Source organism: Streptomyces aurantiacus (assembly GCF_001418335.1).
GTDB classification, from domain to species: domain Bacteria; phylum Actinomycetota; class Actinomycetes; order Streptomycetales; family Streptomycetaceae; genus Streptomyces; species Streptomyces aurantiacus.
In genome coordinates this window covers 1-14,681 of the sequence record NZ_LIPP01000028.1, presented here as the reverse complement: position 1 = coordinate 14,681, position 14,681 = coordinate 1, and the positions used below count along the sequence as shown (strand labels likewise).

Sequence of the window (14,681 nt, the reverse complement as noted above, 5' to 3'; positions counted from 1 at the left end):
CTCTGGTGCCGGGCTGCGCGCCTCGGCACGTCGTGATCAAAGCCTGCGAAAAGCCGCACGTCAAATCGGCTTCACCGCTCACCGCTCACTGTGAGAGGTTCCCGATCCCCGAGTGCGGATGCCGGCCGGCCGTGCTGCCGTACCTGTGGCGCCGGGGCGCGCCTGCCGCGTACGGACACTTCCGCCGGGTACGGATGCCTGGACAACCGTGTCGGATGCAAGGAGAGCCGTGAGCACCCCGCACAAGCCGCTCGTGATCCTGCGCGCCGACCCGCATCCCCCGGAACGCATCTTCCGTCCGGACGCCCTCGCCCGGCTCCACGACCGCTTCACCGTCGTCGAGCCGGACACCGAGGAAGCCCTCGACCGGGCCCTGCCGGACGCCTTCGCCGTCGTCGGCCAGCCCGACCTGCCTGCCGAACGCCTGGCCCGCGCGGGCGAGTTGAGGGCGCTGCTCAACATCGAGGGCAACTTCTTCCCGAACGTCGACTACGAGGTGTGCTTCCGGCGCGGCATCCACGTGCTGGGCTGCGGACCCGCCTACGCCCAGGCCGTCGCCGAGTACGCCCTCGGGCTCGCCCTCGACCTGGCCCGCGGCATCAGCCGCGAGGACCGTGCCTTCCGCGCGGGACGGGAGCGGTACGTGTCCGACGGCAACGCCGACGCCGTACTGCTGCGCGGCGCGGACGTCGGCCTCATCGGATTCGGGAACCTCGGGCGGAGCCTCCACCCGCTCCTCGCGCCCTTCCGCCCGACCCTGCGGGTGTACGACCCCTGGCTGCCGCCCGCCGTCCTGCGCGAGCAGGGACTCGTGCCGGCCACGCTCGACGAGACCCTGGCCCGCAGCACGTTCGTCTTCGTGCTCGCCACCGTCACCGACGACAGCCGCCATCTGCTCGGCGAGCGCGAACTGGCACTGCTGCCCGACGGCGCCCGGCTGGTCCTCGTCAGCCGGGCACCCGTCGTGGACTTCCCCGCACTGCTCGCCCGGGTCGCCGAGGGCCGCCTCCTCGCGGGGATCGACGTCTGGCCCGACGAACCCGTCACCGCCGACGACCCGGCCCGCGCACTGGAAGGCCTGGTGCTCTCCGCCCACCGCGCGGGCGGCATCCCCGACGCCTTCCTGAGCATCGGCGACATGGTCGTCGACGACCTGACACTGCTGGCCCAGGGGCTGCCGCCCGCCCGTATGCAGACCGCCGCCCGTGAGCTCGTCGGCCGCTACCGCAACCGTCCCGTCACCTGAAGGGCCCGACATCCCGACATGAAGATCCCCTGCGAAGGCCTCCTCTTCGACAACGACGGCGTCCTGGTCGACTCCGACCTCGGCGTCGACCAGGCGTGGAGCCGGTGGGCCCGGACCCGCGGACTTTCCGCCGAGCACGTCACGGAGATGGTGCACGGACGGCGCTCCGCCGACACCGTGGCACTGCTGGTGACCGACGCCGGGGAACGGCCCGCCGCCCTCGCCGAGATCGACCGCCTGGAGATCGAGGTGGCGGCCACGACGACCGCGTTGCCCGGGGCCCTAGACCTCCTGACGAGCCTGCCGCACGGCAGTTGGGCCGTCGTGACCTCCGGGGTCACCGGTCTGGCCCGGGCCCGTCTCGCCGCCGCGGGTCTGCCCCTGCCGCCGGTGCTCATCACCGCGGACGACGTCAGCCACGGCAAACCCGCCCCCGACGGCTACCGCGCGGCGGCCGGCAGGCTCGGCGTGGACCCGGCACGGACCGTCGTCCTGGAGGACAGCGCCGCGGGCGCCACGGCGGGGGCCGCGGCCGGTGCGTACGCAATCGGCGTCGGGCCGCGCGGCCTGGACACCGACGCCCCGGTCGTCGTACGCGATCTGCGCGGGCTGACCTGGCACGACGGCGTACTCGACCTGGGCGCGGCGGAACTGCTGCGGCACTGACGAAAAGCTCCGGGTCAGGACCTGGGTCAGGACTTGGGTGCGCGCCGCTCGGCGGCGAACGCCGCCAGCCAGGCCAGCGGGGCGTTCCAGTTGACCGTCACCTCGTTGGTGGAGTACGAGCCGATGTCGTCGATGTAGCAGGCCGCGGGGGAGCACCCGGCCAGCCGCTCCTGCGCCACCGGATCCTGCAGACCGCTGTTGGGGCCGCCCGCGAGGGAGCCCGCCGGCGGGTTCGGCAGCGAGGTGTCGTACTGGTGCGCCCAGAACCGGTGGTGCTGGTTGCGGGCGTACGTGTCGCCGTAGCCGGTGACGTACGAGAGATCCAGGGTGTTACGGCCCAGCAGGTAGTCCATCGTCTCCAACACCCCGGCCCGGTACCGCTGTTGCCCGGTCAGCGCGTAGGCGGTGGCCATGACGATCGCGTTGTTGGTGACCTGGCTGTTGGAGCCCCACACATATCCGTTCGCGGGGATGGGCACGGCGTAGCCCTGTCCGGCCATCGTGGCGAGGTGGCCGTCGGCCGCGGCCGTCACTGACGCCCGTACGCGCCCGATGTCGGCGGCGGGCAGTTTGTTCGGGACGGTCGCCAGGGTCAGCCGGCCGAGGGCCGCGCTGTCGGCCCAGTTGAAGCCGGTCGGCGTGAGCGCGTCGGACGAGGTGTGCCAGGGCGAGGAGGTGACCGCGTCGCGGTAGGCGCGTTCCCCGGTCGCCGCGTACAACTCGCTCGCCGCCCAGTAGAAGTCGTCGGTGACCTGCGTGTCGTTGTAGGCGCCACCGCCCGTGCTGTCCGAGTCCGGCGCGTACAGCGCGGGGTTCGCCTGTGCCGCGGTCCACGCCGTGCGGGCCACGCTCAGGCACCGCTTCGCGTACGCGGAGTCGTACGGTGCGAAGACCCGCGCGCACTGGGCCGCCGTCGCGGCGAGGTTGAGCGTGGCCGCGGTGGACGGGCGGTGCAACTCGCGCGGCTGGGCGTCCAGTTCGGGCCGGGTCGGCAGGCCCGTCCAGGCCGCGTCATGGATCTTGTGGAAGGCCATACCGGCGTAGGGCCTGCCCGCGGGCACCTGCATCCGCATCAGGAAGTCGAGCTCCCAGCGCGCCTCGTCCAGGACGTCGGGTACGCCGTTGCCGCGCTCGGGAATCCGCAGGGTCGAGTCGCCGAGCGCGGACGCGGTACCCGCCCGCCGGGCCCGCGCGAACGAGTCGACGAGCAGCCAGGCGGAGATCCCGCCGTTGACGACGTACTTGCCGTGGTCCCCGGCGTCGTACCAGCCGCCCCGTACGTCCTGGGTGTAGTCGCACACGCCCGCCTGGCACGGCACGTTCGTGTCGCCCTGGTTCGGGGCGATGCCGACATGCCCGGCCGGCCGCGCGTGGGCGGGCCCCACCAGTGACGCCTCGATCGGGGTGCCGCTGCGCTGGTGGTAGAAGAAGGCCATGGCGTCGGAGCGCAGGCCGTCGTAGAGGTCCGCGCGGATGTCGAAGGGCGCGCTGCTCCGCCCGTCGACCACCAGGACGTAACCCGGGCCCGTCCCGCGGTACGCGGAGAAGTCCGCCAGGTGGGTCGCCTCGCCCGAGGCCGCGTCCGCGCCGCGTACGACGGTCCGGCCGGCAGCGGCCACGGCGCCCGACGCGCCGCGCAACTGCCAGGTCAATGGCTCGGTGGCCGCGCTGACCACGGTGGCGCGCTTGGGGCCGTCGGGGAGATAGCCCGCCTGGTTGACCCGTACGGGTGTGATCGCGGCGGCGGCAGCAGCGGTGGCGAGATCGCGGGCGGCGGACTGGGCCCCGGCCGCGCCCGGCGCGAGGACCAGCCCGCCCGACAGCAGGGCGGCTGTCAGCAGGCCGGCCGTGGCGCGTCTTCCGGTACGGCGCCGCGTGCGGGCGCTGCGGCGGTGGTGCGGGTGCGGGAACGTGAGCATGGAGCGCCTCCCGGTGCCTGGAATGGGGTCCTGGATGCCGGCTGGAGCGGTCGGACGGGATCGGTGGGAGCGCTCCCACCGGTCGGGAGCATTGCATGGCCATGCCACAGCGTCAATGCTCCGCGCGCGCCCTCGCCGAGCCGCGCGTGCGTCAGGTCCCGAACACACTCAGCGAGACCCAGAGGGCCGCCACGGCCGGGATCAGCGTGGCGGGCACGGTGAGCAGACCGAGGCGGGTGAACTCGCCGAGATCGACGGTGTGGGCGTGCCGGTGGACGATCCGCCGCCACAGCAGGGTCGCCAGCGAACCGGCGTAGGTGAGGTTGGGGCCGATGTTCACCCCGAGCAGGACGGCGAGGATCGGCCCGGGTCCCGCCGGCGCGGCCAGGGGCAGCAGGACCAGGACCGCCGGGAGGTTGTTGATGAGGTTCGCCAGCGCCGCGGCGAGGACCGCGAGGCCGAGCAGCGCGGGCAGGGTCGCCGAGTGCGGGACCAGGTGGCCGAGCGCGTCCGAGAGACCGTTGTCGACCACGGCCCGCACCACGATGCCCAGGGCCAGGACGAAGGCGAGGAACGGCAGCGAGGTGGCCCGTGCGACGGCGAGCGGGGTGGTGCGCCCGCGGACCAGTGCGCGGCCGGCCAGGACGAGGGCTCCCGCGAACGCCGCCCAGGCCGGTTCGACACCGAGCGCGGACGCGACGACGAAGCCCGCGAGGGTGCAGGCGACCGTGGCCAGCGCGAACACGGGCGTGTCGACGGGTTCGGCCTCGGTCTCGGCTCCGGCTTTGGTTCCGGCTCTGGACCGTCCCGGGGAGCCGTCCAACAGGTCGTCGGCGAAGAAGCGCCGGAAGACCAGGTACTCGGCGGCGACCGCGACGGTCCACGCGGGACCCATCAGCAGGGCGAACCGGGGGAAGCTCAGACTGCTGGCCGTGAAGGCGAGCAGGTTAGTGAGGTTGGAGACGGGCAGCAGCAGCGACGCCGTGTTCGACAGATGGGCGCACGCGTACACATGGGGCTTGGGGCGGGCGCCGAGACGGCCCACGGTCGCGAACACCACCGGGGTCAGCAGCACGACCGTGGCGTCCAGGCTCAGTACGGCCGTGATGACCGACGCGAGCAGGAAGTCGGCGGCCAGCAGGCGCTGCGGCCGGCCTCTCGACGTACGGGCCAGCCAGGCGCCGCAGGCCTGGAAGAGCCCCTCGTCGTCGCAGAGCTTGGCGAGCACGAGCACCGCCGCGAGAAAGCCCACGACCGGACCGAGCAGCTCGGCCTCGGCCCGCGCGTGGTCGAGGGAGATGGCGCCGGTGGCCAGCACCAGACCGGCGGCCGGGACGGCCACGGTGGCCTCCGGCAGGCCGAACGGCCGGACCACGGCGCCGGCCAGGACCGCCACGAGCAGCACGGCGGAGAGAACGGTCGCGAGTGTGGAGCTCAGGGGACGTTCCTTGAAGAGGTGATTGCCGGATTCGTACGCCTTGGGTCCTCCAGCCTAAGGGCTTACGCCTCAGGCTTCGGGGTGGGCCGCCCGGTACTCCTCGGCCGTCGGCTTCGCCACCTGGGTGCCGTCGCCGTACAGCGCCCGGGAGAGCCGGGTCCGCAGGATCGGCACCCGTCGGTTCGGGCTCGGCACGCCGTTCGCGTCCTCGGCCGGGCCGGGGTCGAGCGGCCGGGGCTGCTCGTGCTGGGTGAGGGTGTGCAGCTCGGCGGGGGAGAGGGGCCGGTGCAGTTCCACGTACTCGCCGTGCGGGAGCCGCTTGACGACGCCGGTCTCGCGGCCGTGCAGCACCAGGTCGCGGTCCCGGAGCTGGAGGGCGAGGCAGACGCGCCGGGTGACGACGAAGGTGATCACCGGGACGGCGAAGAACGCGATCCGTACGGCCCAGGTGACCGTGTTGATCGACAGATGGAAGCGGGTGGCCACGATGTCGTTGCCGCCGCCCGCGAGCAGGACGAGATAGAGGCTGATCCACGCGGTGCCGATGGACGTACGGATCGGCCGGTTGCGCGGACGGTCCAGGAGATGGTGCTCGCGTCGGTCGCCGGTGACCCAGGACTCCAGGAACGGATACACGCCGATGAAGACCAGCAGCAGGGGAAAGACGACGATCGGGATCAGCACGCCGAGGACCAGGGTGTGCCCGGCCGCGGTGATCTCCCACCCCGGCATGACGCGTACCAGCCCCTCGGCGAAGCCCAGATACCAGTCCGGCTGGGCGCCCGTGGAGACCTGGTCGGCGCGGTAGGGGCCGTACGACCAGACCGGGTTGATCGACGCGATCGCCGAGATGAGCGTGATCGCCCCGAACACCAGGAAGAAGAAACCGCCCGCCTTGGCCAGGTAGACCGGCATGAACGGCGTGCCCACGACGTTCTGTTCGGTCTTTCCCGGCCCGGGGAACTGGGTGTGCTTGTGGTACACGACGAGGATCAGGTGCGCGACCACCAGAGCCGCCATGATCCCGGGAATCACCAGGATGTGCAGCGAGTAGAAGCGCGCGATGATGTCGTGCCCGGGGTACTCGCCGCCGAACAGGAAGAACGACAGGTACGTGCCGACGATCGGCACCGACAGGATCGCGCCGTCCACGAACCGCATGCCGGTGCCGGACAGCAGATCGTCCGGCAGCGAGTAGCCGAAGAGCCCCTCGAACAGACCGAGCAACAGCAGCGTCCAGCCGAACAGCCAGTTGATCTCACGGGGCCTGCGGAACGAGCCCGTGAAGAAGTGCCGCATCATGTGCATGAGCATCCCGGCGATGAAGATCAGCGCCGCCCAGTGGTGGATCTGCCGGATCAGCAGACCGCCCCGCACGTCGAAGCTGATGTCCAGCGTGGACGCGTACGCCTCCGACATCCGTATGCCGTTCAGCGGGACGTAACTGCCTTGGTACGTCACCTCGTTCATCGACGGGTGGAAGAACAGGGTCAGATAGACGCCCGTCAGGATCAGGACGACGAAGCTGTAGAGGCAGATCTCCCCGAGCAGGAACGACCAGTGGTCCGGGAAGACCTTGCGCAGGTACTTCCTGCCGATGGTGTGGGTGCCGAGCCGGCCGTCGAACCAGTCGGCGACCCGCTGACCGGAGGACGCCTTCGTGCCGGGCCGTTCGGTGGTCGTCACGCGTCCGCCTCCTTCTCCGCCGGGTGTACGTGGGTGAATGTCGGACATGCCTGTGCCTCCCGTAGCGCGCTCACTACTGCGAGGGCTCCGGGGGCCCGGGATGTGACAGCCCGCGCCGGAATGTGACACAGGTCTCAGTGCGCCCCGGAACGGCGGGCCGGTGTGGAAACCGTCCTCCGGTACCGGCGGCTGTCGGCCCTGACCTGCCGGTATTTACCAGCGAGTACCCGCGCGGTACCGTGAGGGCATGCCAGCTCTCAACGTGGAGTTCAGCGAGCGTGAGCTAGAGGACCTGCGGCAGATCGCCAAGGAGCGCGGTACGTCGATGAAAGCCCTGGTGCGTGAGGCGGCCGCGGCCGACATCGTGCGGCACCGGGCGCTGCAGGAGGGCGCGGACGTCTTCCGCCGGTTCTTCGCGGCACACGCCGAGGAGTTCGCCGCGGCCTTCCCCGACGACGAACCACCCGCCAAGGGCGAAGGGCGGGCCGCCTGACCCATGGCCCCCATGATTCACATCGACGTGCCCTGGCTGCTCCAGCGCCATGAAGAGGTGCTGCCCGACCAGCCGACCGTCAACGACTTCTCGGTCTTCGTGGCCGCGGTGGCCCGGCACCGGGTGGACCCGCCCCGGCTCGGTGTGGACTCGGACCCGGCCTGGCGTGCCGCCGCGCTGCTGCACACCCTGGCCCTGCTGAAGCCGCTGCCCTCCGCCAACGCCCGGTTCGCCTGCGCGGCGGCGGTCTCTTACATGTTCGTGAGCGGTGTCGGGATCGACCCTCCGTACGGGGCCCTCGTCGACCTCGCCCGCGATCTGATGTCCGGCAAGGCGGACGTCTTCGTGGCCGCCGACCGGCTGCGCGGCTGGCAGATCTGAGCCGTTCCGCCGACCCGTCCTCAAGGCCGCCGGCCGAGGACGGGAAATGGCATGCCGAAAACAGACGTGTGCGTGAACATTTGCCCGAGACGGTCACCGACCTCGATGACCACTGACTTTCCGTCAATACGCGGATGTCGTCGAAGTGGCTCAAGTGCCTTGTTGGGCCTGAGCGTGATGTGCAAGGGTGAACTCCCCGCACATGGCCAATGGCCAGGTCTGATTCGGTGTTCGGGATTTCAGCGTGCCGCCGGGCCCAAAAAGCCCACGGCCGACGGATGTCGAGTGGTCGAAGTCCCGGCCGCTTTCCGTGCGCCAAGCCCAAAAGGTACGCACCAACCAGGAGCTTCTTTTTCGGCGGTCAGAACTCCTGTGTGCCACCTTGTGCCTTGGAAGGAAACCGCTCAGTGCACACCCCTCACCCCCCTCGTCCGCCATATCCGCCTGGCTCCGGTGCCGCTCCGGAAGAATCCGACGAGAGCCTCGCGGCCCTCCTCAGGGCCCAGCCGGAGAGCGAACTCACCCACTCCGTCGCGCTGTTGCTCGCACGCCACTGGCAGCCGACCCACGACTACGCGGTCATCTGCCTCGCCTCCTCGGCGAACGTCGCCTCGATGGTCACCGCGGCCGCGTTCCAGCAGGTACTGGCACGCCTCCGGCGCGCCGGGTCCACCGCCGCGCTGCGCCCCCAGTTCCTGGTGGCCGTACGGGACATCATCACGGTGTGGTCCGCGCAGGACCGGATATCCGAGGTGCTGCCCGATCTCCGGAAACCGGCCGGCGGCCGCGGTATGCGCGTGACGAAGTCCATGACACCGGAAAACCGCAAGCTCGCGGAACGTTCCTTCCAGGCCCTTCCGGGACTCGCCCAGTGCGTGCTCTGGCACACCGAGGTCGAGGCAGAGCACATTTCCGTACCGGCTGGTCTTCTGGGTATGGATGCCGACACCGCGGCGCTGACACTGGAGCAGGCCCGCGAGAAATTCCGCGAGGGCTGTGTACGGGCCCACCGTGAACTCGCACCGAACAAGGAATGCCGTCACTACAACCGTCTGCTGGATGTTCCGATTCGGCGCGGCGGCGCCTTGCTCCCCGATGTGCAGCAGCATCTGCTGGCGTGCCGTTTCTGCCGTTATGCGGCCGAACAGCTGAGCCATTTCGAAGGCGGTCTCGGTGGTCTGCTCGCCGAAGGCGTGCTCGGCTGGGGCGGCCGTCGCTATCTCGAATCACGGCCGAGCCGTGGCCACTCGGGAGTCCGTGCCACCCGCTACGGCAGCAGGCGCCGGGGCAGCGGCGGACGCTCCCGTCTGCTGCCCCGGTTCGCCGCCGGGCAGGGGCGGCACTCCTCCTCGGGCCCACGGCGCTCGAAGCTGCTCCTCACCGGCGCGGGACTGGTCTCGGTGGCCCTGCTCGCGGCCGTGCTGGTCGCAGGGCTGGGGTCGGGGGACGACGAAGGCACCGGCCCCTCGGCCACCGTCGGGGCGTCCGGCAGCCTCGCCCCCGGCGGGCAGGCACCGCCCGCCAGGTCGTCGGCCCCGCCCGGCTCGGTGGGACTTCCCGACGGACCGGTCCGGACCCGGCTGCGCAATCTCGCCGCCGACCTCTGTCTCGACATCAAGGGCGGCACGGCGAAGGCCGGCGTCGGCGCCGAGCTGGACACGTGCTCGGCGGCCGGGACCCAGAAGTGGACGTACGAGAAGGACGGGCTGCTGCGCAGCGCCGCCGACCCCGGGCTGTGCCTGGACTCCCACGCGGACGCCGGTGTGATCGTCCTGGGCCGCTGCGTCGGCGCGTCCGCCGAGCGGGGTGACGACGTGCGCTACGACCTCACCGTGCAGGGCGAGTTGCTGCCCCGCCGGCAGGCGGGACTCGCCGTCGCGCCCTCCTCGAACGAGGCGGAGGCGGATGTGGTGGTGAAGATCCGCGACGGGGGAGACGCGCAGCGCTGGCTCACCGACGCCGCCGAGGCGACCCCCGAGTCGCTGTCGATAGCGGGCAGGGACGCGCGGTTCGCCGACCCGGCGGCGGCCGGCCCGCGCACCGGCCCGCCTTCCGCCACGCCGTTGCCCCCGCCGCCGGCCGGGCCGGTCACCGGCCTCGGTCTGTGACCGGACAACACCACGCTCGGCGTGTTGAGACGGCGTTCACGCGGGCTCCTCCTCCAGGTCCTCGGCGCCGACGCTCGCCGGGCCGGAGTGTCCCGACAGGGCGAGGGTGAGGTCGAGTTCGGCGAGCAGGCAGCGGATGACGTGCTCGACGCCCGCCTGTCCGTCGAGGCCGAGCCCATAGGCGTACGGACGTCCGACGAGCACCGCCTCGGCGCCCAGCGCCAGGGCCTTGAAGATGTCGTCGCCCGTGCGGATCCCGCTGTCGAAGAAGACGGTCAGCCGGTCCCCGGCGGCCTCGACCACCCTGGGCAGCGCGTCGGCGGCGGCGACGGCGCCGGCCACCTGACGTCCGCCGTGGTTGGAGACGACCACGCCGTCCATCCCGGCGTTGACGGCCCGCCGGGCGTCGTCCGGGTGGAGGACACCCTTCAGGACGATCGGGCCGTCCCAGCTCTCCCGCAGGAACTCCAGGTCGGGCCACGTCTTCGCGGGGTCCGCGAACATCCCGACGAAGTGCATGACCGCCGCGTTCGGGTCCTCGTGCACCGGCTTGGCCAGGCCCGCCAGGAACGCCGGGTCGGAGAAGTAGTTGGCGGTGCCCACACCGTGCAGGAACGGCAGGTACGCCTGGTCCAGGTCGCGTGGCCGCCAGGCCAGCAGGGGCGTGTCCAGCGTGACGAACAGCGCGGTGAACCCGGACGCCTTCGCCCGGTCCAGGAAACTCTTCGTGACCTCGCGGTCCTTGGCCCAGTACAGCTGGAACCAGCGCTCCCCGTCGCCCATCGCCTCCGCGACCTGCTCCATCGGCGTACTGGACGCCGACGACAGGATGTACGGCACGCCCTGCGCGGCGGCTGCCCGGGCGGCGGCCGGCTCGGCGTCCGGGTGCATGATCGACAGGACGCCGACCGGTGCGAGCGCGAGGGGCGCGGGCAGCGGGCGGCCCAGCACCTCTACGGACAGGTCGCGTTCGTGGACGTCGCGCAGCATGCGCGGCACGATCCGGCGGCGCTCCAGCGCGGCCCGGTTGGCCCGCGCCGTACTGCCGTTGCCGGCGCTGCCCGCCACATAGCCCACCGGGCCGGGCCCCAGCCGCTGTTCGGTCAGCTCCTCCAGCCGGGTCAGATCGGTGGGCAGCCGGGGCACCGTGCCCGTCATCCCGTTCAGATAGATCTCGTACTGGAAGTCCGCCCAGTGCTTCGTCATCCGTACGTCCCGTCTCTCGCACTCGGTCCCGCCACCCGGCCTGCCCTGTTTCCGCCGGACACCACGTCGTCGCTGCGACGATCCTGACGAGCGGGACAAGATCCGTCCACTGTGGGCGCGCGGTTCGTCCGGGCGGACAGTCAGGCCGGGAACGACACGCGCACGGCGACCAGCCGGCCCGTCGGGTCGAGCTCCGCCGACACCGGGAACCAGCCGTCGCCCTGACCGGTCATCGCGCACAGCACGCGCGCGCCGCCGACCTCGACGGTCCCGGCCTCCGCCGGGGAGGCGCGGACCGCGCGCATGACCTGCCAGTGGTGGGAGTGCGGGCGGAAGTCCACCATCAGCCGCCGCCGCGGGTCCGCGTCCTTCCAGTCGAAGAGCGCGCCGGCCAGCCGCATCGCGTCCGGCATCGGCAGACCCGTCCATCCCTTCACCCCGTCCTCGCCGGGCTCGCCCAGCTCGGGAGCCGCGAACTCCGCGGCGGCTGCCTCCTCGGCGGCGCCCCAGAACGCGACGTCGGCCAGCCCGTCGACGGGTTCGTCGTGCCGCCACGCGGTCAGCGCGTCGGCGTCCCCGAAGAGCAGGCGGGCCCAGTCGACGCGGATCTCCCCGAGCTCCACGGACTTGGTGACGGAGGCGGAGGCGGGGTCGACGGAGACCACGATGCCGGCGCCGGTCGCCAGCACCGGCAGCGGCCGGTCCCGGGGCAGTCCGCCGAGGGCCACGACCGGCACGCCGTGCATCAGGAAGCAGCCTCCGCCCCGCTCCGCGCACCGCCGCACCCGTTCCCGGTGCGGTACGCGCTCGGCACAGGCTTCGAGTGCGGCGTCGAGGCCGTGCTCCCGGCAGTGCGCGTCGAAGAGCTCGGTCAGCCGCGTGACCCCGGACGCCGGGATGTCGTGCAGCGTCCGGCCGGGCTGCCGGTCGAAGGAGTGGGCCGCGGTGTCGGCGTCGGGGCCGGTGACCACGAAGTCGGTCGCCGCGCTCACATCGGCGGCGACCGCCGGCTCCCGGACGCCGAACGCCGCCGGGTCCACCAGCGCGGGTGAACCCTCCCCGCTCCACATGCCGAGGTGACCACCGTCGACGATCACCAACTCACCGGACGGACAGGTGATCTCGCCCAGCCCGTAGATCTCTCCCATGGCGGGGCAGTCTACGAAGACCGCGTTCCCGGACGGCCCGTGCGGCGGGAGCTGTCCGGTTTTCGCCGTCGGAGTCACCGGAAGCCGCCGGAACGGAGATCACGGAGATCACGGAGATCACGGAGGATGCCGTCGGCCGTGCGTGACCCATGGCCGTGGTCGGTTGCCGCCGGCAGCGGAATGTTTCCGGCCTATTGCTGAGCAGGGGATATTCGGCCAGCGAGTCCCCGCGGCGGCTCGGAGCCCGCGCAGCTCCAAGGCTCGCACGTTCGAATTCCGTCACTTCAAGCCACTGATTCAATACGCAAGGTTACCGAAACGCGTGGGGTCGACGTGTCTTCGCGCCGCGAACTCGGCAGACTCGCGCTCGCCGTACCGGCACCACCGAGCCGGTACGGCGACCGACCGAGCGGAAGGATGCACACGATGCCGAACACCGCGCGCTGGGCAGCGACGATCACACTGACGGCCACCGCCGTCTGCGGTCCCCTCACCGGGACCGCGCTCGCCACCCCTGCGCCGCCCACGCTGTACGCGCCCTCGTCCCTGGTGCTCACCACGGGGCACGGTGAGATCGCGGCCGAGGCCACACCTGACCGCGCGGTCACCCTGAGCTGTGCGCCGACGGCTTCGGGGACCCACCCGGCCGCGACCGCCGCCTGCGGCGAACTGCGGGCGGCCGGCGGGGACTTCGACGCCCTGTCGGCCGGAGCCGACGTCATGTGCACCCGCGAACACGATCCCGTCGTCGTCACGGTCGACGGCGTCTGGCAGGGCCGGCGGGTCTCCTATGAGCGGACCTTCTCCAACGAGTGCGTGAAGAACTCCTACGGGACAAGCGTCTTCACGTTCTGAGAGACCGGGGTCGCGCGGCTCTCCGAGTGCGTCGACGGAGGCCCGCGGATGCGGATGGGGAGTGCGAGTCCCGTCGCGGAGTGCCACGCGATCTCGTAACAGGGGCCGGCGGAGACGGAGTGGGGCCGTCTCCGCCGGCCCTGGCGTCGTCGCGAGGCGTTGTCGCCAGGAGTCGCCAGGAGTCGCCAGGAGTCGTCTGGAGCCCTGCCGGGTCGCCAGGCGCGGCAGACCCGGCAGGGCATATTCAGGAGAAATATCCAGTTCACTCGACTCAGTGAATTTCGGCTGTAGCTGTTGACTTTTGGTCTTTGTGTTTGGGCAACGTGCCCTGTTCATGGGCAGGTTGTGGCCGTACAGTCGCCGTGCTGCCTCAGTCCCCGGCCGCACCTTCGTACGTACGACTGTCTGGCCAAGGAGGGTTGGCGGTGGGAACGCCCGTACACGCTTCCTCGGACGGCCCTCCGCTGCTCACCGAGCACGGGGTCATGGAGCCCGTCCGGGAGATGGAGTTCACGGCCCGTTTCTCGCGCGCGGACGGCGAGTTCGCGGCCCAGGCGGCCGCCGTGGCGGTGACGCGGGTGATCGACGCCCCGCTGTCGTTCGTCTCCCCGGTCCTCGACGCGGGCTGTTCCACGAGTAAATGCCTGCTGGCGCGCAGCGCCGCCGACGCCTGCCGGATCGTTCTCACGGCGGACCCTTCCGGCATCACCGTCGCGGCCACCGACGATGTCGCGGTCTCGCTGGACGCGGGCGAACAGGTCGACGCCAAGAACCTGCCGCTGCTCGCCGTCGTCGACGGACTGAACGTGCACCACGGCCCCGACGGCCACGTATGGGTCGTGTGGAAGGGATCGTGGCGCCGGACGGCCTGACGCCGTACGGCCCGCCCCGGGACGCCCCGACCTCGGACGACCCGGCCCCGCAAGATCTGACCCCGCAAGATCTGACCCCGCACCGGCCCGTCCAGCCTTAATGCATATGATGCGCAAGTGCGTGAATACTGCATAAGAGAGGCGACCCCCGACGACGTCGACGGCGCCCGATCCGTGATGCTCGACACCGTGTACCGGGACTTCGGCACCGGGTACGTACCTCGCTGGCACCAGGACATCATCGACCTGCACGGCGCCTACCTCGCGCCCGCCCGCCACACCCTGCTGGTCGCGGTGGACCAGCGGGACGGGACGGTCGCCGCGACCGCGGCGCTCGACTCCCGCGGCCCGGCCCATCCGCCGAACCCGCGCCACGTCGCCGAGCGTTACCCCTCCGGCGAGACCGCCCAGCTGCGCCGGGTGTACGTCCGCCCCGAGAACCGCAGGCAGGGTCTGGCCCGGCGGCTCGTCGGAGGGCTGCTCGGCTTCGCGGCGGCCGACGGCGGCTATCGCTCCGTCTATCTGCACACCGACCCGGCGGTGCCCGGCGCCGAGGCGTTCTGGCGTGCGCTGGGCAAGGCGGTCCACGACGAGCGCGAGGAACCCGGCGGCGGCCAGTCGGTCGTGCACTTCGAAGTACCTCTGCCCTGACAGACGTACCTG

General features: G+C 71.6%; 13 protein-coding genes. 8 read left to right on the top strand and 5 right to left on the bottom strand.

The features are described 5' to 3' along the window. The first annotated feature begins 229 nt into the window (after nt 1-229). Entirely contained in the window at nt 230-1,246 is a 1,017-nt protein-coding gene (locus AOK01_RS03890) for an NAD(P)-dependent oxidoreductase (RefSeq protein ID WP_063792711.1), read from the top strand. Nucleotides 1,247-1,264: 18 nt separating this feature from the next. Continuing rightward, nucleotides 1,265-1,912: an HAD-IA family hydrolase gene (locus AOK01_RS03885; protein WP_055508387.1), complete on the top strand. Its 648-nt coding sequence runs from the start codon at nt 1,265-1,267 to the stop codon at nt 1,910-1,912. Nucleotides 1,913-1,938: 26 nt separating this feature from the next. On the opposite strand, the gene AOK01_RS03880 is transcribed toward AOK01_RS03885, so the two are convergent. The 3 genes from AOK01_RS03880 to qcrB form a co-directional block, all read right to left on the bottom strand. Continuing rightward, nucleotides 1,939-3,831 (bottom strand): glycoside hydrolase family 9 protein, encoded by a 1,893-nt coding sequence (locus AOK01_RS03880; protein WP_055508385.1) that lies wholly within the window; start codon nt 3,829-3,831, stop codon nt 1,939-1,941. A gap of 151 nt (nt 3,832-3,982) precedes the next feature. Beyond that, a complete protein-coding gene (locus AOK01_RS03875) occupies nt 3,983-5,236 on the bottom strand; it encodes an SLC13 family permease (RefSeq protein ID WP_425424717.1) in 1,254 nt (417 codons plus the stop codon). Between the two features lie 102 nt (nt 5,237-5,338). Continuing rightward, nucleotides 5,339-6,955, bottom strand: coding sequence for a cytochrome bc1 complex cytochrome b subunit (gene qcrB / locus AOK01_RS03870; protein WP_055508382.1), 1,617 nt, complete (start codon nt 6,953-6,955; stop codon nt 5,339-5,341). A 247-nt stretch (nt 6,956-7,202) separates the two neighbouring features. On the opposite strand from qcrB, the gene AOK01_RS03865 reads away from it, so the two are divergent. From AOK01_RS03865 to AOK01_RS03855, 3 genes are all read left to right on the top strand, one after another. Then, on the top strand, nt 7,203-7,448 hold the full coding sequence (locus tag AOK01_RS03865) for a hypothetical protein (RefSeq protein WP_055508380.1): 246 nt from the start codon (nt 7,203-7,205) through the stop codon (nt 7,446-7,448). 3 nt (nt 7,449-7,451) lie between these two features. After that, a complete protein-coding gene (locus AOK01_RS03860) occupies nt 7,452-7,829 on the top strand; it encodes a hypothetical protein (RefSeq protein WP_055508378.1) in 378 nt (125 codons plus the stop codon). A gap of 407 nt (nt 7,830-8,236) precedes the next feature. After that, nucleotides 8,237-9,937, top strand: coding sequence for an RICIN domain-containing protein (locus tag AOK01_RS03855; protein WP_063792710.1), 1,701 nt, complete (start codon nt 8,237-8,239; stop codon nt 9,935-9,937). A 36-nt stretch (nt 9,938-9,973) separates the two neighbouring features. Here AOK01_RS03855 and AOK01_RS03850 read toward each other — a convergent pair whose 3' ends face one another. Further along, nucleotides 9,974-11,143: a lactate 2-monooxygenase gene (locus AOK01_RS03850; RefSeq protein WP_055508376.1), complete on the bottom strand. Its 1,170-nt coding sequence runs from the start codon at nt 11,141-11,143 to the stop codon at nt 9,974-9,976. Nucleotides 11,144-11,283: 140 nt separating this feature from the next. Further along, nucleotides 11,284-12,291, bottom strand: a complete 1,008-nt coding sequence (locus AOK01_RS03845) for a hypothetical protein (RefSeq protein WP_055508374.1) — start codon at nt 12,289-12,291, stop codon at nt 11,284-11,286. 426 nt (nt 12,292-12,717) lie between these two features. On the opposite strand from AOK01_RS03845, the gene AOK01_RS03840 reads away from it, so the two are divergent. From AOK01_RS03840 to AOK01_RS03830, 3 genes are all read left to right on the top strand, one after another. Beyond that, nucleotides 12,718-13,146, top strand: a complete 429-nt coding sequence (locus tag AOK01_RS03840; protein ID WP_055508372.1) for a protease inhibitor — start codon at nt 12,718-12,720, stop codon at nt 13,144-13,146. A 425-nt stretch (nt 13,147-13,571) separates the two neighbouring features. Further along, nucleotides 13,572-14,018, top strand: a complete 447-nt coding sequence (locus AOK01_RS03835; RefSeq protein WP_055508370.1) for a hypothetical protein — start codon at nt 13,572-13,574, stop codon at nt 14,016-14,018. A gap of 117 nt (nt 14,019-14,135) precedes the next feature. Next, complete coding sequence (locus tag AOK01_RS03830; RefSeq protein WP_055508368.1) at nt 14,136-14,669, top strand: GNAT family N-acetyltransferase; 534 nt, start codon at nt 14,136-14,138, stop codon at nt 14,667-14,669. The last annotated feature ends 12 nt before the right edge of the window (nt 14,670-14,681 follow it).

Coding starts and splice junctions, on each gene's coding strand:
- AOK01_RS03850 (WP_055508376.1), bottom strand. CDS start 11,143: ATGACGAAGCACTGGGCGGACTTCCAGTACGAGATCTATCTGAACGGG.
- AOK01_RS03845 (WP_055508374.1), bottom strand. CDS start 12,291: ATGGGAGAGATCTACGGGCTGGGCGAGATCACCTGTCCGTCCGGTGAG.
- AOK01_RS03880 (WP_055508385.1), bottom strand. CDS start 3,831: ATGCTCACGTTCCCGCACCCGCACCACCGCCGCAGCGCCCGCACGCGG.
- AOK01_RS03840 (WP_055508372.1), top strand. CDS start 12,718: ATGCCGAACACCGCGCGCTGGGCAGCGACGATCACACTGACGGCCACC.
- AOK01_RS03860 (WP_055508378.1), top strand. CDS start 7,452: ATGGCCCCCATGATTCACATCGACGTGCCCTGGCTGCTCCAGCGCCAT.
- AOK01_RS03865 (WP_055508380.1), top strand. CDS start 7,203: ATGCCAGCTCTCAACGTGGAGTTCAGCGAGCGTGAGCTAGAGGACCTG.
- AOK01_RS03885 (WP_055508387.1), top strand. CDS start 1,265: ATGAAGATCCCCTGCGAAGGCCTCCTCTTCGACAACGACGGCGTCCTG.